The following is a 21,935-nucleotide window of genomic DNA, read 5'->3' as shown; positions in this document are numbered from 1 at the left end:
ATATTCTAATTAGTTGTAGTCGAAATTTTCAAAACCTTTTTCAGATAATTTTTCACAAACATCTTTTCAATTTTGTCCATCCCAAAAAAATAAACACCAATTAATATAAAAACTACGGACGTAAAACATAGAATTATAAATCTTAAAAAACTTGGCGCAAAGATAAATTGAACAAAGAATAATGGAAGAACGAATAGAGAAACTAAAATAATTTTGAGATATAACTTTTTAAAGAAAAGCAAAACATCGAAATGTAAGATTTTTTTAAATAAAAGTTGAATTGCAAACAAGTCTAAAATTGCTATTACTAAGTAAATAAGAGCCAAAATATAAGGCGGTGACCCAGATTTTAAATAAAAATAAGAAATTGGTAAACCCAATATTGCTGATAATCCTGAAATTAATTGGAAAAATTTAATTTTACCTGTTGCTTGAACTAATGCTGGAATTCCGGCATTCATTGTTCGTACCATTACCGTAAGAATGAATAATTGAATTAACACAGCAGTATAAGCAGGAACATCCTTTAGCCATAATTTTAAAATAAAATCGGTCTCTAATAAAATTGGCAATGAAGGCAACAAAATTAAAAAATAAGAATATTTAGAAGTAAAAACAACTAAATCCAAGGATCTTTTTTCATCCCCACTACTAATACTTTTTGTTATTTGGGGAATAAATGATTGGTTTACACTTTGTGCAAACATTTTGACAATATTATTTACTTGATTTGCAATTCCAAAACTAGCGTTGATTATTGTTCCAAAGAAAATATTTATTATAATTACAGATCCTTGTATTTCAGCTGCACTAGCCAAAGCGCCAAACATTACCCACCCAGAAAAAAGAGACATTTCTTTATATTTGCTCCTTCCTCTTTGAAAATTCCAAACCGTTTCTTTAATAAATTTTCTTTTAGCGTATATGAAAAATAAAACAGAAGGAATTATGCTTACTATCGAAATTAAAAAAGAATAAAGACGTAGTCTGTTGCCTGAATAAAATAAAATTAATAAAACAACTCCCAAAGCCAAAATACTGCGACAAACCTCAATAATAGAACTCGCGACAAATTTTTCCTTAGCTATAATTAAACCTTGATACGGTATGCTTAAAATTGAAACGATAGTACTTAATACCGAAAAACGAAAAACAAACAAAGCATCATCTAGCTTACCTGGTGCTACTTTCAAATAATTATTTATGTAATAAGTACCAATTGTTTCAGCAAAAAATAAAATTAAAATTGCTAAAATAGTATGAATAACCAAACTTACATTGAAAACCTTGTTTACTGATTCTAATTCGCCTTTACCTAATTCAAAGGCAATAAAACGATATGTAGTAGTTACCATAATATTGTTCAAAAAAGCCATCATAAAGACGACACTTCCTACAACATTATAAAGTCCAAAATCTGATGCTCCTAGCCCCTGAATCACGAATCTGGAGGCAAATAGCCCCAAAACAGAAACTAATATCAACTTTACATACAACACAACGCTATTCCTAGCAATAATTTTATTTGCTTCCACAGATTTTGTTAAAAATTATTGCTTATTATTCGTAAATCCCAATCTAAATAAAATCAGTTTTATGATCAATTTCATTTTAGAATTCCAGTCTGTTTTAAAATGATTATAAAGTATCTTATTTATTATACTATTTGTACTATTTAATTTTGGGATTTTATATGTATGTGTACCTGTGTAAATTTCCTGGACTGAAAAAAAATCATCTTCCATTGTTCCGCAATTAATTCCACTACCATCATGTCCCATATTTCGGACACGACTAATTACTGGGAATACAGAAACCATTTTATTTAAAAACTGATACATACAGATATATGTATCTCCATGTATTTTTTGAATATTATGCATATGCAACAAAGCAGGAACGTAGTTGTTTGCAATTTTATCCAATTGAACTACCTTTCTATAATCATGCAAAAAAGTCTTTACATCAGAATGTACAGTTTCTTCTGTCCAATTCACGTTAACAAATTTAGAACGCCAAAAGCCGACACCCCATGCTGAATAACCTGTCCAAAGATAAACTTCGTTTTCATACGATTTTGGTATTTCAACCGGATAATTGTATCCACAAACAGAAAAAACATCTAAACTATCTTTATAAGTCTCAAAAGATTTATTCATAAATAGTAAAAAATCAGTCGAGAAAACATTGTCGTCCTCTGTTAAAATTAATGTCTCATATTTTTGAAACAAAAAATCAATGGCTTCATGAATATTCTGATGAGCACCATAATTATGTTCTCTTTGTAGAACATTAACTGATTTGAAACCGTCTATTTTCTCAATAAATCCTTTTATCTTGTTGTAACCATCATAATGCTGCTCTTTTAAAGGATAATCTAAAGCGATGTACAAATCTGTTTCTGAACTTAATTCACATTGTAAAAGCGAATTAACGCAACTGGAAAAATGATCAAATCTATTTAAAGTAGGAATTAATAGAGGCGCGTAAAGCTTATTCATTTATAATTTTTGCAAAATTTAAAATTTTAATTTCATTGCCGGAACACCGAAGACAACAGTCTCTTCTTTTACATTTTTCACGACCAAACTACAGCTGCCTACTGTTGCTTTTTTACGAACAATAAGATTAGGCAAAACAGTTGCTCTGGTATTCAAACATACTTCCTCTTCTAAAACGACATATCCTCCGGTAAAACTAAATGCATTAATATGCGACCATTTTCCAATTTTTGAATCATGTCCTATTGCGACAAATCCCTGAATTGTGACAAAATCGTCTAGTACACAATCATTACTAATATTTGAATACATAAAAATGATTATACCTGTTCCTAATTTTACATTTGAAGTAAAAATTACTGAAGGATGAATCAAATTAATAAACTTCCCTCCTTTTGATAATATAATCTCTACATAATGTTTTTTCCATTGAACACTTCCCAGTGCACAAATAAATACATCATTTTCCTCAATTTCATAATTTTCTACGGAAGAAATAATAGATGGATAATTTTCAAAACCCTCAAGGGCATCAGATTTATCATCCAAAAAACCTTTTATAGTATATTCCGAATTATACCCTGAACATTGTTTGGCAAGACCACATACTTCACGTCCATAACCTCTAGCCCCTATAATAATTAAATTCTTCATTGATTAAATATTAGGTTACATGCTGCCCAAGAATAGCCCACGCCAAAACCAGCTAATATTACATTACTAACGGCTGTAAGTTTTTCTTGTTTCTGCGCTTCATAAAGCGCTATTGGAATTGTAGAGGAAACCGTATTTCCGCAATCTTCCATAGCTATAAAAAACTTTTCTTCAGATATTTTTATTTTTTTTCTCAAGTGGTTTAACATATATTTATTCGCTTGATGAAAAATAAACAAATCCACATCTTCTTTTGAAAGATTCGATTTTTCTAAGATAGAATTAGTCAGTTGCGGGACAAATTCTCCAGTAAAATTAAAAATTTCAGTACCATTCATGTACAAATTTTTATCATTTCGAACATTTCCAAATTCGTCTGATATATCTTCATTTTCATTTGAAACCGGATAACGCAAACCACCTTGTTTTACAATCAAATTTTCAGCTCCTTTACCGTCAGTCCCAAAAACAAAATTATCAAGTTCACAAAATCCTTTTTCACTTGTAATTAAAGTTGCAGCTCCCGCGTCGCCAAAAATTGTTTTGTTGCTTTTATCTTTTGGATGAATAAACTTTGAATAAGTTTCGGCTGTAATGAGTAAAACGTTTTTTGCCATTCCACCCGAAATTAATCCTTTGGCCAAACTCAAACCATAAACAAAACCAGAACAGCCTAAATTAAAATCAAGAGCCCCTATGGATGTATTTAAACCTAATCGCTCCTGAATAATACAAGCAGATGTTGGCAAAAAATAATCTGGACTTTGTGTACAAAACAATAAAAAATCTATGGTTGATTTATCAATATTATGTTCTTCAAATAACCGATTGGCCGCTTTTACCGCCATATCAGATGAAAACTCATCATCAGCGCTGATATGTCTAGAGTTAATTCCAGTTTTTGAGCTGATTTTTTCAATTTCCCATTCCGGAAATTCCTGATTTATCAATTCATTAGAAAGAATTGATTCAGGCAAATAATACGATATGGCTTTTATATTAGCTTTCATTTTTCAGAAATTTTAAATATGAATTTTGAAAATGATGTACTCTTTCTTCTTCATCAGATAGTTTTCCAGATAAATTAGTGTGCCTCACACCTTCCTGAACAAACTGGCAGACTGTTTTATCTTCATCAAAAACCTGTCTATTAAAAGCTATTAAAGACTCCTCAAATGCTTTAATAACTATCGATTTTGTCTCAGATTCTGAAAGAGCAGTAAACACATAACTAGTAAATCTTGTATTGTTGGCATCAAGAGGTTCTATTAATGAGTAATTAAATGAAACTCCATGTGTACTAGAAATCAACAGATTTGGAAAAATTAGTATGTGTTTATATCCATCTATTTCATAGTCTCTGGGTGAATAAAAAGAATTGATTTTCTTATAGCCTCCTTTATCTTTTACGATATTAAGTTCACTGGTCCAGCTTGAATTTTTTTTGTCGAAACTAAAATCTAATCCAGAAGGTTCTAATTTTGCAAGAGTCTCGGCATGAACTAAGCCAACATGATAACTTTCCAGTGTGTTTTCAACAATTACTTTCCAGTTTGCCTTTATTTCCATAGAATTCGAATCAATCTTAGTTCCTAAAGTCAGCGACATAGATTCTAATTCTTTATAAAAAACACCTATAAAGTCTTCTAAAGATTCAACATTTTCATCTAATGAAACAAAACATAAGTTACCACAAAATGAAACTTTGAACTCCTTTAATTTCATTTCGCAGAGTTCTTCTTTAGTAAACTTTTTGAACAAAGGTTTTTTAGGAATTCCGCTTGGAATTCCTTCTTTATCATATGCCCATCCATGATAAGGACACAGTAGAGGTCTGTTACCTGATTTTTCTTGTTGAAGTATAGAAAATCTATGAGAACAAACATTTAGAAATGATTTTACAGTGCCTCGTACATTTTGAACAACGATGGGAGTACCTCCAATTTTTAAGGTAATAAAATCATTGTCATTTAAAAAATCACTTTTAAAACCTACAAAATGCCATACTTTTTTAAAAAGCACTTGACTTTCTTGCAAAAAAACATCATTATCGTAATAATGAAAAGCAGGTATGTTTGAATTCATAATTTTTATTTTAATGTGAATCCTCCATCAATTGTCAAATCAGATCCGGTCATCCATTTACTCACGTCGCTTAAAAGATACATCACCAATCCGGCAACATCTGTAGTTTCTCCATATCCTAAAGGATATTCAGATTCTGCTTTTTGAAGTTCTTCTTCAGAGACAACATCATTTGCTTGCTCTGTCATTGCTGTTTTTACAATTCCGGGACAAATGCTGTTGGACCTTATTCCTTGCGAAGCCAATTCTGAAGCAAGTACTTTTGAGAAGGCAGTTAATGCCGCTTTTGAAGAAGCATACATGGCTGTTCCGGCAACACCTAATTTTGAAGAAATCGATGATATAAAAACCAAAGATCCTTTTTTATTCAACAGTTTCTTTTTAATTAATTTTTGGCTTAAAATTACACTACTGTCAAAGTTCACAGAAAAAGTAGTGTCGATTTTATTGTCGTTCAAAAACTTAACAGGCATATATTCTACGATTCCCGCATTAAAAACAACTCCATCATAAGCAATACTCTGTGAAATTAACTGATCAATATCTTCAGAAACCGAAAGATCAACAGTATGCATAGTATGCCCTTTTCCTGTTAATAATGAAATTGTTTCTTTTAGTTTATCGGTGTTTCTCCCTACAATTGTAACAGTTGCTCCTAATTCTGAAGCCATAATTGCGATTGCTCTTCCAATTCCGGACGATGCACCTGTAACTAATATATTTTTATCTTTTAGTGTAATCATTTTATAGTTCGATTAAAGCTAGGGATTCTATTTTACACTCCTCAATTAATACAGTTCCCCAAGACAATCCTACACCAAATCCACACATTAATAAATTCGAGGACTGGTTTAGAATTTTATCTTTCAGTTCAGACACTATTGTCAGAGGTATGGTCGCTGAAGAAGTATTTCCGAAATGTTTTAATGAATATGGCACTTTATCGACAGATAATTTTAACTTTTTTGCAATCATTTTATTCATCATCATATTAGCCTGATGAAAAATAAAATAATCCACTTTTTCCTTATCGATCTCAAATTTTTCGATTAGTTTGTTTACTGTTTTGGGTGCTTGTGATATTCCAAAACTAAAAACATCCATACCATCCAGAACTAAATCGCATGAGGTTCGACTTATTCCTTCTTCAATTTCATTTTTTACTAACGAATCGGCATTAATTCTTTTTCTCGAACCGCCATCTGGAACAATTATAGCTTTGTAGCCAGCACCATCAGTTCCTAGATCAAAAAATAACTTTCCAGCGTTTTTGTCTAATTCAAGTGCAGTTGCACTTCCAGCATCTCCAAAAAGTGGTAAGGTGCTTTTGTCTGTATCTGAAACGATTTTGCTTATTGTATCTCCCGCCAATAAAAGCCCTTTGTTTATACCTGAAGCTTTCATCATTCCAGCTATTATTGATATACCATATACATAGCCGGAACATCCTAACGGAACGTCAAACGCAAGACAGTTTGTAGACAACCCTAATCGATCCTGAAGAATTGCAGCCGAAATAGGCAAAATGTAATCGGCTGTTTGAGAAACGAAAACTAATATTTCAATTTCATCTTTTTGCCAATTCAAGTCTTTGATTAATTTTTCAGCAGCTTCACAGCACAAATCAGATGTGCAAATATCCTTTGATGCAATTCGCCGTTCCTCAACGCCAGTTACCTCAATAAACTTTTGTATATCTTCCTTTGTTGAAATATTCAAATCAATGTTGTATTCCTTATTTTTTGGAACACAACAAGAAATACCTTTTATTGCAACATTGTCTAGTGAAAAAGCTGCCATTTTATTTATCCTTTATTTTTTATTGTCTCGAAGATATCATTTATAGAATTTGAAGATTTAATATCATCTCCCGTCAATTTAACTGAATATTCCTCATCAGCCATAGCAATAAGTGACAAAGCTGTTAATGAATTCCATTCGTCCAAATCTCTAAAAATTGTTTCTGGTTGAATTAAAGCTGGGTCAGTATCATCAAGAATATCAATGAAATTTTGTAAAAAAATTGAAATATCCATAAAATATATATTTTTAATTATTATTATTTTTTTAATTATTCTGTGTTCTTAATATTAATCTACAAATCAAATCAACTTCCTCAACAGTTAAATCATGATACAATGGTAAACATAGTACACGATTAGCAATTGAATTTGTAATTTTTAAATCTTGGGCTTTCAAATATGGCAAAGAATTAGCCAAAGAAGGATAAAAATAACGACGTGTAAAAATTTCGTTTCCGTCTAGAGTACTTTTTACTTTTAATAATAACTCTTCGCTTTCAAAAACTAAAGAATAATAGGAATAGTTTTCACTTGAACCCGCATGCCAACTAGGACGGAATGCTTTCAAAGATTTTAATTTAAGATTATATCGCTCTGAAAGTTTTTTTCTTTGAGAACTTATTTCACTGATGTAGTTTAAATTTAATAATCCCATTGCTGCGTGAAATTCTGAGTTTTTACCATTTATACCCAGTTCAGCAAAGCTATCAAATCCTGAAATCCCAAAATTGCGGATATAGGCCAGTTTCTTCAATAAGTCACCATCTTTAGTAATTAGCAATCCTCCTTCAGTAGAATGATAAAGTTTTGTAGCATGTAAAGAACAAGTTGATACATCTCCATATTCAAAAATAGATTTGCCATTTACAACGACTCCAAATGCATGAGCTCCATCATATATTACTTTCAAATTATGTTTGATTGCAATTTTTTCTATCGCTTCTACATCACATGGATTACCATATACATGAGTAGCCAATATAGCTTGTGTTTTATCAGTAATAGCTTCTTCAATTTTAGAAGCATCTATATTTAGTGACTTAGGATCAATATCTACAAAAACTGGTGTACAACCTTCCCAAACAATACTTGAAGTTGTAGCAACAAAAGAAAAAGGAGTTGTTATTACTTCACCGGTAATATTTAAACCTTTTAAAGCCATTTGCAAGGCAACAGTTCCGTTAGTTACATATAATAAATGCTTTATGTTTAGATATTCTTTAAGATTCATTTCTAATTCACTGGCCAAAGGTCCCATGTTAGTTAGCCATTGTCTTTTCCAAATTCCATCAATTAAAGCCAAGTACTTATCTTGTGGCGGTAAAAAGGGTTTGGTAACTGGTATCATATCTTTAATTTTTAAATTAAGTCTAAAGCAATTCGCTAATTATTTTTCGTACTATAACCCAAATAAGAGCAAAAAAGCCAAATAAAAATCCGCCAAAAACCAATCCTTTGGCTTTTCCAAAACGTTCTTTATGTAAAGGCAAGATTGGTCTATCAATAATTTGAATCAATGGAGTTTCTTTTCGTAAAGTCACTTTCGCTAATTCTGACTGTTTCACAAGCTCTGTTAAAATAGCGGTATTTGCCTGAACGTCTACTTGTCTTCGTACAGAAGGCGCTCTACGAACATTAAGAGCTGGATTCAGGTTAAATGTATTGTCATTTGCAACTGCTACTCCAGTAATTGCACCATTTAATTCAGCACGCACAGAATCAACCTGACGTTCTAAAATTTTCATGTTCATGCGTGCCTTTTTGCTCTTAGTCTCCACGTAAAATTTACCAACTTGTCTAGCAAGGGCTTCACAGAAGTAAAGAGAAAACAACTCATTATCTGATGTCACATCCATTGTAATAATGGATATTTTTTTATCCTTTTGAGCAACATGCAAAGAATTCATAGATAAATTCTCATAGATTACACCAAAAATACTATCATGTATTCTTGTGAAATAATTTCGATTACTCCCAGGTAAAAATTGTATGTTTTTAAATTTCGGATTATCGTTCCATTTTTCTCGCCATTCCTTATTTTGAATGTACATTTCTGCTAAGGATATTTTTTTATTATTGACTGTAACTGGAGTCAATAATGTTTTTTCTACCATTGTTCGAGACTTAAATAGTTCCGCTAAATTAGAACTAGAAAACATACTACCTCCACCGCCGCCAACATCAATACCAAGCGAACTTGCTAATCCAAGAGCTCCACCTAAACCGCCACCTTGTTTTTCATCTTCTAATGCAAATGTTAATGTTGCAGTATAAACCGGTTTTTGCATTAAAGAATAAGTTATCCCCAATGCTCCACCGATTATCCCAGCTAAAACAATGAGCTTCCATTTAGAAAGTAAATAATTACTCCAATCTTTTATTTTTTGAATCAACTCCTTTAATGGAATCTCCTCATTAACCCCTAATTCTTTTTCCATTAAATAATACTATTTAAAAGCTGTGACAATTAATAAAGCTAAACTAGTCAGTACACTACCAATACTTACCCATTCTCCTGTACTCATTTTCTTTCCTTCAGGCTTTTCCGGAACCACAATTTGGGAATCAGGTTCAACCTTTGGATATGATCTAAAGAACAAGAAAGATTGTGTTACTGACGCTTTTCCATTTGGATAAATGATATATGCTTTTTTCTTCCATCCTTTATTATCAACTCCACCAACAGCATTTATGTAATATTTAAATCCTTTTCCGCTACGGTATGGAATTTCGGAAGTTAAAAGTACATTACCCGTAACTTTAACTCCTTCATTATAAACCGCAACCTCGATTTCATCACCTGGAAACAATGTAACATTTGAATAGTGATTTTTATCTTTTACTATTTTCTCCCAATTAACTGGAATAGTAGCATATTTTAAATCTTCTTTTAATTTTTTGGTAAGTTTTTCTTTTAGAGTATCATTTTTGGATAAATTCAAATCAACACTTTCAATCTTTTCAATTTGCTCTTGCTTGATTGGTCTTTTGATTTTCATTCCATCTAAATTTGCTATCGAAGTCAATCCGCCAGCTCTCATTACCACATTATAAACAGTTTCTTTTTTATTAGCTAAAACATATTTTCCTGGATATCCAACTGCACCGCTTACTGTAACCATCTGTGGTTTTTCGTAAACTGCCATTTTTCGAATATTAATAACATCAAATGGTTTTAAAATAAAATTTTTCACCTGTTCATTGTTATCGGCGGTAATCTCAAGTTCAATTAACTCAACACGTTTAGGATCAGCGTCGTCTATTACATCAGACTTTACCATTCTTGCAATTTCTACTCGTTTTGATGCAGAACCCGTTAATCCTCCAACTTGAACAACTAAATCATTTAATGTTAGATTTTCAAAATATTCATATTCTCCAGGGTTTTTAACTTCTCCATCAATTGTTACTTTATATTCTTCCCTAAAATCTAATATTGAATATACTGTAACGATATCTTCTCTTTTCAGTTCAATATCAGCATTTAAGTCCCCTGATAATGCACTTGCTAAATCTACATTTACAATTTCGGTAGTTAAATCAGTTTTTAAACGAATAATTCGTGCTCTTTTCGAATATGCATCTTCTTTAAGTCCTTCTGCTCTAGTAATAAGATCAGAAATTCTCATTCCCTCATTAAATGAATAATAGTCTGGTCTAAATACCGCACCTTCAATTTTGATACGATTTTCGAAGCGATTTAAAATTTTAGTTACTTTAAAAACATCTCCAGATTGTGGTACATAAGTATTATAATCACTTTCATTAATGTCGTGCACCTTAAACTCTTTTCCCGTTTTCTGCAAAACATTTACAGAAGCTGTGTACGCAAATTCATTAAAGCCAGATGCAAAATTTAACAAATCGGAGAATTTTTCGCCCTTTTTCATTTCGAAAATTCCTGGTCTTTTTACTTCACCCTCTACAACAACTCTTTGGCTGTAAGCTGGAATTCTGATAACGTCATTGTCTTTTAAACTCACATTATCTGACTGGTCACCTTTTACTAAAAATCTATAAATATCTATATTTCTATAAACTTTGTTGTTTCTAATTAATTCAATGTTTCTGTAACTTCCGTTTTTCCCTGGTCCTCCAGCTAAGTGCAATGCGTTATAAACTGTAGCCAATGATGATATTGAATAATTTCCAGGTTGTTTTCCGCCCACGATTGTTACTTTGATAGTACGAATTTGACTTAAACTAATGCTAACTTGTGACTGACCTGATCTAACGGTACTGTAAACTCTCGCTATTGCAGCTTTTATTTTTTGAGTTGCCGCTTCAATTGACATCCCTGAAACAGAAATCTGTCCGACATAATCAATCGTTACTTTTCCTTCTACACTTACCGGAATACTTGCGCTGTACTCTTGAACTCCATACACGCTTACCTGCAATTCATCACCAGGCCCTAAAACATAATTCATTGGAGTTGCTAATTTTAAATCTGGTTCAAAATTCAATGTCGGATTATCGAATAATTCAGAACCAAAAATTAACGCATTTAATGAATCCTTTACTTTATCGTTTTTGATTTTTTCTTGTTTTCTACCAAACTCTGAATCTTTATCATTTTTCTTTAACTTATTTTCATTGTCAGTATTTTTATTTTTATCAGAATCTTTAGCATTCTTTTTTTCATATTCTGTAAGCTTGATCCTTAATTTATTAAACTCTGTTTGAGTCATACCTTTAGACAAAGCCATTGGTTCAACCTGATCAAGTGTTGCATTGTTGCTTTTTAACTGAGCGCTAATTTTTGACAAGTCATCATCTGACAAATAATCAACTTTTATGGTACTCAAATCCTTAGACTTAAGTAAATCCTGAGCATGTCCATTGAAAGACATTAATAAAATAAAAAATAATGTAAGAACGTAAGTTATCTTTTTCATTCGGCTATAGTTTTAACTTTTATATATCGTTAAAATAAATTTTTAGATTTATGAATATTGTTTTTTATAATAATCCTTATATGAACCTGATGTAACATTTTTCAGCCACTCCTCATTATTTAAATACCAATTAATAGTCTTTTCTAATCCTTCCTCAAAAGTAACAGACGGTTTCCACCCTAATTCCTTATTGATTTTTGACGCATCAATTGCATAACGTAAATCATGACCAGGTCTATCTTTTACATAAGTAATTAGTTTTTCAGATGTTCCTTTTTCTCTTTCCAGTTTACCATCCATAATTTGGCATAATAATTTAACCAAATCAATATTTTTCCATTCATTAAACCCTCCAATATTGTATGTATCATGATTTTTACCTTCATGGAAAACTAGGTCTATTGCAATGGCGTGATCTTCAACAAAAAGCCAATCACGAGTATAATTTCCATCTCCATAAACCGGCAAGGCTTTATTATTTATAATGTTATTTATAAATAGGGGAATTAATTTTTCAGGAAAATGATAAGATCCATAATTATTTGAACAATTTGTCAAAACATAAGGCAAACCATAAGTTTCGCCATAAGCTCTAACGAAATGATCAGAACTTGCTTTTGAAGCGGAATAAGGCGAATTAGGATCATAAGGTGTCGTTTCTGTAAACAAGCCTTCCGCCCCTAACGAACCATAAACTTCATCTGTACTAATGTGGTAAAATCTTTTGCCTTCAAAATTATTTTTCCATTGATTTTTAGCAGCGTTCAACAAATTCATTGTTCCAATAACATTTGTTTTAACGAATGCCAATGGATCTTCAATTGAACGGTCTACGTGAGATTCTGCAGCTAAATGTAAAACTCCATCAAAATTATGTGAAGAAAAAAGTTCATTTATAAAATTTTCATCTACAATATCTCCCTTTACAAAAGTGTAATTAGGTTGATTTTCGATGTCTTTAATATTTTCTAGATTTCCAGCATAAGTTAATGCATCTAAATTAAAAATTTGATATTCTGGATATTTATTCACAAAACGTCTCACTACATGTGACCCAATAAAACCAGCGCCGCCAGTGATAAGAATTTTTTTCATTTTAATTTTAATTTAGTTTAGTAATTCAGAGTTTAGTTTTTCTAATTCGCTGTAAATATCTTTTACATCTTGCGAGTTTTCTTTCTGCAAAATCAAATTAGCAGAATCTGTATGTACGAAAATAGTATTTTTTAATCCAAGAAAAGTTGTATGCAGATTACATCCAATTACCATATTTCCGTTTTTATCAGTTGGATGACCTTTGGATATCAGATAATCATAAACCGACTCAAAAGACCCTAAGTCAGACCAAGAGAATGATGCTGGTACTACTTTTATTTTTTTACTACGTTCCATTACAGCATAATCAATACTGATTGATGGAATCTCTAGAGATAGATTTAAATCTAAAAACCCATCTTTACTTTTTTCCCAAACTTCTTTGGATTTTTCATAAACATCAGGCTGAAATTGTTTTAATTCATCTAGAAGAACACCAGCCTTAAAGCAAAACATCCCACTATTCCATAAAAAATTGCCTCTTGCTATAAACTCTTTAGCCGTAGTTTCGTTTGGTTTTTCACGAAATGATATTACTTTATCTCCTTTTGATTCAATATAACCATATCCAGTTTCAGGTTTAGTTGGAATGACGCCGAAAGTCACAATAAATCCTTCATTTGCTTTTAAAATAGCTTCATCTATCGCATTATTATAATTTTCCATTAAATCTATAATGTGATCAGAAGGTGTAACAATCAAGATGTCATCCGGATCAGACGCAAATGCAGCAAAAGCAATTGCAGCTGCAGTATTTCTGGGAGTTGCCTCAACAATATTAGTATATAAAGTTTTAGATTTATCCATTACTTTTCCACTTAAATGATGATTATCAACATTTCCGACAACCATAACTTTATTTGCTAAATGACTATTACGATCTACTGTCATTTCAAATAAAGATTTCCCTTCAAATATCTCTAAATATTGTTTTGGCTGGCTTTTACGAGAAAGAGGCCACAATCTGCTCCCTACTCCGCCAGTTAAAATTACATGTGTAATTGTTTTATTTGTACTCATCATCTATAAATAAAAAAATCCAAGAAGTGTCTATAATCTATTATCAGCGATAGTGCCTAATACTCCTTTTACATCGTATAATAAACTATTATCTTTCTGTAACTCTGAAAAATTTAACTTTAAAAACTCGGCATGTGCAACACCAAGTACTATTGCATCAAATTTTTCTTTTGGAATTGAATTTATGGTAGTCAATCCATATTCTTCTTTTACTTCCTTAATATTTGCTAATGGATCAAATATTGTTACTGCTATTCCATATTCTGTCAATGATTTTATAACATCAACAATTTTAGTATTTCTGACATCTGGACAATTCTCTTTAAACGTTATACCCAACATTAAAAGATTAGCTCCATTGACAGAAATACCTTTTTTTATCATCAATTTTACTACTTGCGAAGCAATATATTCACCCATGCTATCATTTAAACGTCGACCGGCCAAAATTATTTCGGGATGATATCCAAACTCCTGTGCTCTTTGAGCCAAATAATAGGGATCTACGCCAATACAATGTCCTCCAACCAAGCCTGGTTTAAAAGGTAAGAAATTCCATTTCGTAGCTGCCGCCGCTAATACTTCCTGAGTATCAATATTCATTAAATTAAATATTTTGGCTAATTCATTTACAAAAGCAATATTAATATCTCTTTGAGAGTTTTCAATAACTTTCGCTGCTTCGGCAACTTTTATTGTTGGAGCTAAATGCGTACCCGCAGTAATTACAGATTTATAAAGAGCATCTACTTTTAAACCTATTTCCGGTGTTGAACCAGAAGTTACTTTTAAAATTTTTTCGACAGTGTGCTCCTTGTCTCCGGGATTAATTCTTTCAGGAGAATATCCCGCATAAAAATCAATATTTAATTTAAGGCCCGAAACGTTTTCCAAAACTGGCACACATTGTTCTTCAGTAACACCTGGATAAACAGTTGATTCATAAATAACAATATCTCCTTTTTTTAATATTTTTCCAACTGTTTCACTTGATTTGTATAAGGGAGTTAAATCAGGACGATTATTTCTATCAACAGGAGTTGGGACAGTAATTATAAAATAATTACAATCAGCAATATCTGTTGAAGAACTTGTACAATACAGTCCAATTTGTGAATTAGGTTTATCAACTAATACTTTTTGTAAATCATATTGATCAACCTCCAGAGTAGAATCTATTCCAGATTTTAAGTTATCTACCCTCGATTTATTAATATCAAAACCTACAACTGGATATTTTGTAGCAAATAATCTTGCCAAAGGGAGACCAACATAACCTAAACCTATAACAGCTATTTTTATGTCTTCGTTCATTTAAAAAATATTAGCTTTATTCATAACAACACATGGCTTCGCCATTCCAAGTCCCATTAATATGCTTGGTTTACTAAAAAAGTATAATCACGGCAAATATAGCACATTCAATCAATTTATTCAATACGGTTTCCCGTAATACTTAGAAAACAAAAAATAAGAAAATCTTTAAAAACTCAACTAGTTATCTGTCAGACTGTAAAAAAATACACCATAAAAAAAACAGAAAACAAAACCTTAATTTTTATTGATTTTATCCTCTGCTTTTTTTAAATTTTATCAATTATTTGTATTTAACCTTTAGCACACAACCTAAAGATTCTAATACCAAAATATAATGCGTTTTTGAAATTTCCTGAACAATTGCATCTTGATTACTAAAAGCTCCTGATTCAAGCTTTATCCGGTCTCCCACTTGAATTGATGAAACTGAAACATCACTTACATTTGTCGCGTTAAGACTCGATTTAATTATACCAATTTCTTCATCACGAACAATTGCAGGTTTTCCAAGCCAAAATAAATACCTAACAACACCTGGAATATTAAAAACGGAATTTCGATCTATTTCTGAAAGTTGAACAAATACATAAGAGTTAAAAAGAGGAACTTCAATTTTTTTCTTTCTGTCTGACCATTGTTTTACTTGGGTAATTAATGGGCAATAGCATTCTACACCTATTTGAGTCAGCCTCTCTGCTACTTTTTTCTCCCATTTGGGCTTTGTATAAACTACATACCAATTCATAAATTAAACACTATATTGAAACAAAATTCCATTCATACTTCATTCATTCTATAATACTAAATCTTAATTCAATATTTGGCTTTTACATTTATGAACCAATTCCTTTATAAATAAACCCTATTGACTCTAACTCTTTTGCATTTAACACATTTCTTCCGTCAAATATAAAAGCAGGCTTGTGCATTGCATCGTAAATCTTTTGCCAGTCATAAGAGACAAATTCATCCCATTCAGTCAAAATTGAAATAGCATGTGCTCCTAAACAAGCTTCATAAGGATTATCAAACGCAGTTAACGCAGCATTATTTTCTTCATCTGTTCTAGTTTGCAAATAATTTAAATCAGTTAACATTTTACTTCCTGAAACTTTAGGGTCATATACTGATATTTTTGCCTGCTCATTAATTAAATCGTCAGCAACGTAAATTGCAGCTGATTCACGGGTATCATTCGTGTCTTTTTTAAAGGCCCAACCTAAAAATGTTATTTTCTTATCAGCAACAGTGTTATATAAAGTCTGAACAATTTTATTAGAAAATCTTCTTTTTTGATGGTCATTCATTATGATAACCTGTTCCCAATAATCAGCCACCTCATTCAATCCATATGATTTCGCTATGTATACTAAATTCAAAATGTCTTTTTGAAAACAAGAACCTCCAAATCCGACTGAAGCTTTTAAAAACTTTGGCCCAATTCGACTGTCCATTCCAATCGCTTTTGCAACTTCACTTACATCAGCTCCTGTCTTTTCGCATAATTCAGACATTGCGTTTATTGAAGAAATTCTTTGTGCTAAAAATGCATTTGCCGTAAGTTTCGATAATTCTGAAGACCAAACATTTGTTGTTAAAATTTTATTTTTATCGACCCAGTTCGCATAAACATCAACTAAAGCATTTATTGCCGATTCACCCTCTGGAGTTGTATCTCCACCAATTAAAATTCGATCAGGATTCAACAAATCTGTAACGGCAGTTCCTTCTGCTAAAAACTCAGGATTAGACAAAATCTGAAATTGCACACCATTTCCTGTATTATCTAAAATACTTTTTATAGCTTCGGCTGTTCTTACTGGTAAAGTAGATTTTTCTACAACTATCTTATTTTCCTTTGCTACTTTTGCAATTTGTCTGGCGCACAATTCAATGTATTTTAAATCAGCTGCCATGCCTTTACCTTTTCCGTATGTTTTCGTTGGCGTATTAACTGATATAAAAATTACTTGTGCTTCATCAATTGCTTTTTCAACATCTGTCGAAAAGAAAAGATTTCTTCCTCTTGCTTCATCAACAATTTGAGATAAACCTGGTTCGTAAATAGGAATATTATTAGTATCTGGATCATTCCAGTCTTTGATTCTTTGTTCGTTCAAATCGACAACTGTCACTTGAATATGTGGACATTTTTGAGCAATCACTGCCATAGTTGGACCTCCAACATAACCTGCACCTATGCAACAAATTTTTGTAACTTTCATTTATTATACTATTAACTTAGTCTATTTTTATTTTAAATTATTCCAATACCAGTTTACCGCTTCCTTCAAACCATCTTGTAAAGAATATTTTGGATCATAACCTAGCATACTTTTAGCCTTATCAATACTTGCCAACGAATGTGGAATGTCTCCTGCTCTATTTTCTCGATAAATAATTTTGACATTAGCAATTTTCGAATCAAATTCTGAAAGATATTCTTTTAAACATTCTACCAAATCATTCAATGTATTGCGTTCTCCAAATGCTGTATTGTAAACTGTATTAGTAGCCTCAGTATTTTGGATTTTAATCGCCAAGTCATTCATCTGAATTACATTTTCGATATAGGTAAAATCCCTTGAATAATTTCCATCACCATTTATCACAGGGCTTTCATATTTTATCAACTGTTTTACAAACTTTGGAATTACTGCTGCATAAGCTCCTTCCGGGTCTTGTCTCTGACCAAAAACATTGAAATATCGTAAGCCAATAGTTTCTAAACCGTATGTTCTACTAAAAATTTCAGCATACAATTCATTCACATATTTAGTTATGGCGTATGGTGATAATGGTTTCCCTATAATATCTTCAACTTTAGGCAATCCTTCAGAATCTCCATATGTTGACGAACTTGCAGCGTAGATAAAACGTTTAACTTTTTCATCTCTGGATGCGACTAGCATATTTAAAAAACCGGAAACATTTACATCATTTGTCGTTATTGGATCATTTATCGAACGAGGAACAGAACCTAATGCCGCTTGGTGCAAAACATAATCGACCCCTTTTACGGCTAAAATACAATCTGTTAAATTGCGAATATCACCTTCAATTAATTCAAAATTTGAATCTTCAATAAAATTATCCAAATTATGACGATGTCCAGTTGAAAAATTATCTAGACAAACTACTTTATCACCAAGTTTCAAAAAATATTCACACAAATTTGAGCCAATAAATCCCGCACCTCCTGTAATTAAAATAGTCCTTTGAATTGATGTTTCCATTTGAATCAAATTTATTTTTTCAATTTATTTAGAAAAGTTTTTATTGATTTCTTTTTTTCTTCCTCATCCAGATATCCGTTAGAATAATCTCCATAACCATATCCGTAACCATAAGCTGAACCATATTTTGCTTTGTTTTCATATCCATTGAAAACAATACTTGCATTACTTAGTTCACCTCTCTTAACTCTGGTATTCAACAACGTTATCATATCTTTTTTAGTATAATTCTGTCTCACGATATACAAAGTTACGTCTGAGTATTGAGATAATTCTAATGCATCTGAAACTAAACCTACAGGAGGTGTATCCAAAATGATATAATCGTATTTATTTTTTAATTCTTCAATTAATTCTCCCATCGCTTCACTCAAAATCAACTCTGATGGATTTGGGGGAATTGGTCCAGAAAGAATAACATCAAGATTTGGAACCTCTGTAGAATTCGTAATTTCACTCAAATTATTTTGTCTAATTAAATAATTCACAACTCCCGTCTGAGTAGTTAAATTAAATTCATCTGCCAATCTTGGCTTTCTTAAATCCAAACCTACAATAACCGTTTTCTTTTCGCTCAAGGCAAAAACTGTTGCAATATTTATCGAACAGAATGTTTTTCCTTCACCACTTATTGATGAAGTTATCATTAAAGTTTTTGAACCACTTACCTGCCGTTTTTTATACAAAAATTGTAATGAAGATCGAATTGCCCTAAAAGCTTCAGAAAGTGCCGATTTAGGTTTATCGAAAACAGCGAGATTAACTCCTCCTTTATTTACACCGATTACACCAATTATTGGTATTTGACTCAACTTTGTAAGTTCCTCAGTGTTTTGAATGGAATTATTAATAAAAAAAATCATTAAAACAATTAATAAGGGAATCAGTATTCCTAAAAACAGCGCTAATATATAATTAACAGAAGTTTTAGGACCTACCAAAGCTCCTCCTATTTCTTTAGCCGGATCAATAAAATGGATATCAGATAAATTAGATGCTTTTACAATTTCTGCTTCATTTCGTTTTTGAAGAAATGTTGTATAAATATTGTCGTTTAAATCATATTTTCTTTTTATCTTCAATAGCTCCTGTTGCTCTTCCGGCAACCTTTTAACTGTATTTTCCGCTTCTCCTATTTTAGCATTTACTAACGATAAATCATAAACGAGAGATGCTTTTGCAGAAACAATATTTTCAAGCAAAACGCTTTTAAGCGCCTCCATTTGATTATCAAAATCCTTAAAAATCTTATCGCTTTTAACGGCATATGCCATTTCTGACCTTTGAGTTGAAAGCGCAATTAGCTTCGAAATATTTGTGGCAATATTCGGGTCCTCAATTCCTGCAACTGATGGTGCTGGTAATCTCGAATAATCAACACTGTTATTTAGATACGATTTTAGTGAATTATAATACGTAATTTTTCTGGCGATCTGATCTCTTTCGACATCAAAATTCATTATTTTATCAGAAACCTTCGCCCCTCCATCTTCTATTTCATAGATGTTTTTATCTTTTCTAAATGATTTTAACTCATTCCCTGTTTGCTTTAATTGCAATTCCATAGCAACCAAAGTACTATCAATAAATTTAATCGTATTGTTTGCAAATTGATTTTTCCCATCCAATTGAATTTTGATCAACATTTTTACTGTTGAATTAAGGTACTCAACAAGTCTTGCTTTGTTTGTGCCTTGCATTCCCAAAGTCAAAATTGAGCCGCCCTTATCATCAGAACCAACACTTATACCTTTGTAACGGGAAACTGTTCCATCAAAATCATTGAATTTGACAAAATACTCGTTTCCTATATACAAACCCGGATTATCATTAATTTGCAATTCCCAATTTAAAAAAGGCAAAGAAACGCGTTCACCAACTTTGTATCTTTTTACAAATTCTACAGGCTGAACTGCTGTTTTAGAATATGAATTTTCAGCATAATTAATCAATGAAACCGAATTATTCTCAAAAGGAATATGTATCTCATATACATTTGCACTGATAAATTTAATTTTTATCAAGGTATTTGCAAGCTGCCCTCTAGATTTATCGATATCAACATAAAATGGCACGCTACCATAAGCATCAATTAAATTGTATTCACCCATGGTTAGGTAATCAATATAATATTGAAGTTTACTAACTACTAACTCATTATGAGATCTTGACTGTAATATTGTTGTTATTCCATTTACCTGATCTGAAATTCCTCCCCAATTAAAAACCAAGCTTGTATTTGAGGTAAAAAAAGGATTGCTTTCTTCTTTAATCGAAATCAAAGTCTGCATTCCATAAATTTTTTCTTTACGAATATTTACCTGATATGCAATAGTAAACGCGATAATTAAACTCACTAAAAACCATTTCCAATAGCTAAGAATTTTTAGCAACATACCTTTAAAATCAAAACTTGAATGATTTTCAAAAATCGACAAATCTTTTATATCTAACATTTCCGAGCCTAATTTTTAGTTTTGATTCTTATTTTATAATTAAATACACTGTTGTTGCCAGTGACAATAAAGTAATAATTGTACCTATTGACTGTATTCCCGTTTGCCCAGTTCCCCATGTTTTTTGTCGCAATGGCTTGACATAAATATAATCATTGGGTTGTAAGTAATAGTAAGGAGATTTCATGACGTTCACATCAGTAAGGTCAATCTCGTTCATTTGAACTCCGGTAGGTGTTTGTCGAATTATGGTCACAGATTTTCTATCTCCCACTGTATTAATATCTCCAGCATTTGCAACAGCTTCCATAATATTCACATGCTCTTGAAACATTGTTTTTGTACCTGTGCTTCCAACCTCTCCATTTATTGTATATCTAAAACCCGCTAACTTTATTGTCACAAATATATTAGCATCTGTTTTAAAATATTCTTCAAGCAATTTTTTCTCAATTATCACTCGAACTTCTTCCAGAGTATAACCAATAACATTTATTTCGCCTAAAATTGGAATTCGAATATTCCCATGATCATCAACTGTGAATCCGTCAAAATATAAGGCAGCTTCAGATCTTCCGGTTGTTAGAGATGTACTCTCTGTTTTATTAAAAATTGCAACTAATTTAGGGTCTATGGCTTTTAAATTAATACTTAAAACATCATTAACCTGAAGCCTATAAGGCTTAGTTTCAACTACTGCAACAGTATTTGAGTCTTCAGAAGAATTTTTATCCTGCAGATATACTAAATCTTTTATAGGAATACATGAAGTAAAAAGCATACTAATCAGCACCAGGATATAAAAACTATTTTTTGTCATTGTTAAAATTTTATCGCAAATATAGCTTTTCCATTTAATCTTCGGAAAATC

General features: G+C 31.5%; 19 protein-coding genes. All 19 read right to left on the bottom strand.

All coding sequences use genetic code 11. The features are described 5' to 3' along the window. Positions 1-5: 5 nt before the first annotated feature. Positions 6-1,535 (bottom strand): hypothetical protein, encoded by a 1,530-nt coding sequence (locus tag ACNFIH_RS15800; protein ID WP_035650392.1) that lies wholly within the window; start codon positions 1,533-1,535, stop codon positions 6-8. 15 nt (positions 1,536-1,550) lie between these two features. Then, positions 1,551-2,501: a hypothetical protein gene (locus ACNFIH_RS15795; protein WP_035650393.1), complete on the bottom strand. Its 951-nt coding sequence runs from the start codon at positions 2,499-2,501 to the stop codon at positions 1,551-1,553. Between the two features lie 18 nt (positions 2,502-2,519). After that, positions 2,520-3,155, bottom strand: coding sequence for an acetyltransferase (locus ACNFIH_RS15790; protein ID WP_426483846.1), 636 nt, complete (start codon positions 3,153-3,155; stop codon positions 2,520-2,522). Continuing rightward, on the bottom strand, positions 3,152-4,165 hold the full coding sequence (locus tag ACNFIH_RS15785; protein WP_426483845.1) for a 3-oxoacyl-ACP synthase III family protein: 1,014 nt from the start codon (positions 4,163-4,165) through the stop codon (positions 3,152-3,154). Before ACNFIH_RS15785 ends, ACNFIH_RS15790 begins: the two co-directional genes overlap by 4 nt. Then, positions 4,155-5,240 (bottom strand): aromatic ring-hydroxylating oxygenase subunit alpha, encoded by a 1,086-nt coding sequence (locus ACNFIH_RS15780; protein WP_426483844.1) that lies wholly within the window; start codon positions 5,238-5,240, stop codon positions 4,155-4,157. The genes ACNFIH_RS15785 and ACNFIH_RS15780 overlap by 11 nt, the downstream gene beginning before the upstream one ends. A 5-nt stretch (positions 5,241-5,245) precedes the next feature. After that, complete coding sequence (locus ACNFIH_RS15775; protein ID WP_426483843.1) at positions 5,246-5,983, bottom strand: SDR family NAD(P)-dependent oxidoreductase; 738 nt, start codon at positions 5,981-5,983, stop codon at positions 5,246-5,248. 1 nt (position 5,984) lies between these two features. Next, complete coding sequence (locus tag ACNFIH_RS15770; RefSeq protein ID WP_426483842.1) at positions 5,985-7,040, bottom strand: 3-oxoacyl-ACP synthase III family protein; 1,056 nt, start codon at positions 7,038-7,040, stop codon at positions 5,985-5,987. A 5-nt stretch (positions 7,041-7,045) separates the two neighbouring features. Next, the gene (locus ACNFIH_RS15765; protein WP_035650400.1) at positions 7,046-7,276 is read right to left on the bottom strand and encodes a phosphopantetheine-binding protein; all 231 of its coding nucleotides are present in this window, start codon (positions 7,274-7,276) and stop codon (positions 7,046-7,048) included. Between the two features lie 31 nt (positions 7,277-7,307). Then, positions 7,308-8,390 (bottom strand): DegT/DnrJ/EryC1/StrS family aminotransferase, encoded by a 1,083-nt coding sequence (locus tag ACNFIH_RS15760; protein ID WP_426483841.1) that lies wholly within the window; start codon positions 8,388-8,390, stop codon positions 7,308-7,310. 22 nt (positions 8,391-8,412) lie between these two features. After that, complete coding sequence (locus ACNFIH_RS15755; protein ID WP_035650406.1) at positions 8,413-9,480, bottom strand: Wzz/FepE/Etk N-terminal domain-containing protein; 1,068 nt, start codon at positions 9,478-9,480, stop codon at positions 8,413-8,415. Positions 9,481-9,489: 9 nt separating this feature from the next. Next, entirely contained in the window at positions 9,490-11,940 is a 2,451-nt protein-coding gene (locus tag ACNFIH_RS15750) for an SLBB domain-containing protein (protein ID WP_426483840.1), read from the bottom strand. Positions 11,941-11,988: 48 nt separating this feature from the next. Then, positions 11,989-13,035, bottom strand: coding sequence for a dTDP-glucose 4,6-dehydratase (gene rfbB / locus ACNFIH_RS15745; RefSeq protein WP_426483839.1), 1,047 nt, complete (start codon positions 13,033-13,035; stop codon positions 11,989-11,991). Between the two features lie 12 nt (positions 13,036-13,047). Then, the gene (locus ACNFIH_RS15740; RefSeq protein WP_035650412.1) at positions 13,048-14,055 is read right to left on the bottom strand and encodes a mannose-1-phosphate guanylyltransferase; all 1,008 of its coding nucleotides are present in this window, start codon (positions 14,053-14,055) and stop codon (positions 13,048-13,050) included. A gap of 30 nt (positions 14,056-14,085) precedes the next feature. After that, positions 14,086-15,369 (bottom strand): nucleotide sugar dehydrogenase, encoded by a 1,284-nt coding sequence (locus ACNFIH_RS15735; protein WP_426483838.1) that lies wholly within the window; start codon positions 15,367-15,369, stop codon positions 14,086-14,088. A 283-nt stretch (positions 15,370-15,652) separates the two neighbouring features. Beyond that, positions 15,653-16,117 (bottom strand): UpxY family transcription antiterminator, encoded by a 465-nt coding sequence (locus tag ACNFIH_RS15730; protein ID WP_035650416.1) that lies wholly within the window; start codon positions 16,115-16,117, stop codon positions 15,653-15,655. 88 nt (positions 16,118-16,205) lie between these two features. Continuing rightward, positions 16,206-17,597, bottom strand: coding sequence for a UDP-glucose 6-dehydrogenase (locus ACNFIH_RS15725; protein ID WP_426483837.1), 1,392 nt, complete (start codon positions 17,595-17,597; stop codon positions 16,206-16,208). A 27-nt stretch (positions 17,598-17,624) separates the two neighbouring features. Further along, complete coding sequence (locus ACNFIH_RS15720) at positions 17,625-18,608, bottom strand: SDR family oxidoreductase (protein WP_426483836.1); 984 nt, start codon at positions 18,606-18,608, stop codon at positions 17,625-17,627. An 11-nt stretch (positions 18,609-18,619) separates the two neighbouring features. Next, on the bottom strand, positions 18,620-21,064 hold the full coding sequence (locus ACNFIH_RS15715) for a polysaccharide biosynthesis tyrosine autokinase (RefSeq protein ID WP_426483835.1): 2,445 nt from the start codon (positions 21,062-21,064) through the stop codon (positions 18,620-18,622). 28 nt (positions 21,065-21,092) lie between these two features. Next, on the bottom strand, positions 21,093-21,884 hold the full coding sequence (locus ACNFIH_RS15710) for a polysaccharide biosynthesis/export family protein (RefSeq protein ID WP_426483834.1): 792 nt from the start codon (positions 21,882-21,884) through the stop codon (positions 21,093-21,095). Positions 21,885-21,935 lie beyond the last annotated feature (51 nt).

The sequence above is a fragment of the Flavobacterium sp. 2 genome (assembly GCF_049949195.1).
In the GTDB taxonomy this organism is placed as follows: domain Bacteria; phylum Bacteroidota; class Bacteroidia; order Flavobacteriales; family Flavobacteriaceae; genus Flavobacterium.
This window is presented reverse-complemented; position numbering and strand designations above follow the sequence as displayed.

Coding starts and splice junctions, on each gene's coding strand:
- ACNFIH_RS15795 (WP_035650393.1), bottom strand. CDS start 2,501: ATGAATAAGCTTTACGCGCCTCTATTAATTCCTACTTTAAATAGATTT.
- ACNFIH_RS15790 (WP_426483846.1), bottom strand. CDS start 3,155: ATGAAGAATTTAATTATTATAGGGGCTAGAGGTTATGGACGTGAAGTA.
- ACNFIH_RS15785 (WP_426483845.1), bottom strand. CDS start 4,165: ATGAAAGCTAATATAAAAGCCATATCGTATTATTTGCCTGAATCAATT.
- ACNFIH_RS15780 (WP_426483844.1), bottom strand. CDS start 5,240: ATGAATTCAAACATACCTGCTTTTCATTATTACGATAATGATGTTTTT.
- ACNFIH_RS15775 (WP_426483843.1), bottom strand. CDS start 5,983: ATGATTACACTAAAAGATAAAAATATATTAGTTACAGGTGCATCGTCC.
- ACNFIH_RS15770 (WP_426483842.1), bottom strand. CDS start 7,040: ATGGCAGCTTTTTCACTAGACAATGTTGCAATAAAAGGTATTTCTTGT.
- ACNFIH_RS15765 (WP_035650400.1), bottom strand. CDS start 7,276: ATGGATATTTCAATTTTTTTACAAAATTTCATTGATATTCTTGATGAT.
- ACNFIH_RS15760 (WP_426483841.1), bottom strand. CDS start 8,390: ATGATACCAGTTACCAAACCCTTTTTACCGCCACAAGATAAGTACTTG.
- ACNFIH_RS15755 (WP_035650406.1), bottom strand. CDS start 9,480: ATGGAAAAAGAATTAGGGGTTAATGAGGAGATTCCATTAAAGGAGTTG.
- ACNFIH_RS15750 (WP_426483840.1), bottom strand. CDS start 11,940: ATGAAAAAGATAACTTACGTTCTTACATTATTTTTTATTTTATTAATG.
- rfbB (WP_426483839.1), bottom strand. CDS start 13,035: ATGAAAAAAATTCTTATCACTGGCGGCGCTGGTTTTATTGGGTCACAT.
- ACNFIH_RS15740 (WP_035650412.1), bottom strand. CDS start 14,055: ATGAGTACAAATAAAACAATTACACATGTAATTTTAACTGGCGGAGTA.
- ACNFIH_RS15735 (WP_426483838.1), bottom strand. CDS start 15,369: ATGAACGAAGACATAAAAATAGCTGTTATAGGTTTAGGTTATGTTGGT.
- ACNFIH_RS15730 (WP_035650416.1), bottom strand. CDS start 16,117: ATGAATTGGTATGTAGTTTATACAAAGCCCAAATGGGAGAAAAAAGTA.
- ACNFIH_RS15725 (WP_426483837.1), bottom strand. CDS start 17,597: ATGAAAGTTACAAAAATTTGTTGCATAGGTGCAGGTTATGTTGGAGGT.
- ACNFIH_RS15720 (WP_426483836.1), bottom strand. CDS start 18,608: ATGGAAACATCAATTCAAAGGACTATTTTAATTACAGGAGGTGCGGGA.
- ACNFIH_RS15715 (WP_426483835.1), bottom strand. CDS start 21,064: ATGTTAGATATAAAAGATTTGTCGATTTTTGAAAATCATTCAAGTTTT.
- ACNFIH_RS15710 (WP_426483834.1), bottom strand. CDS start 21,884: ATGACAAAAAATAGTTTTTATATCCTGGTGCTGATTAGTATGCTTTTT.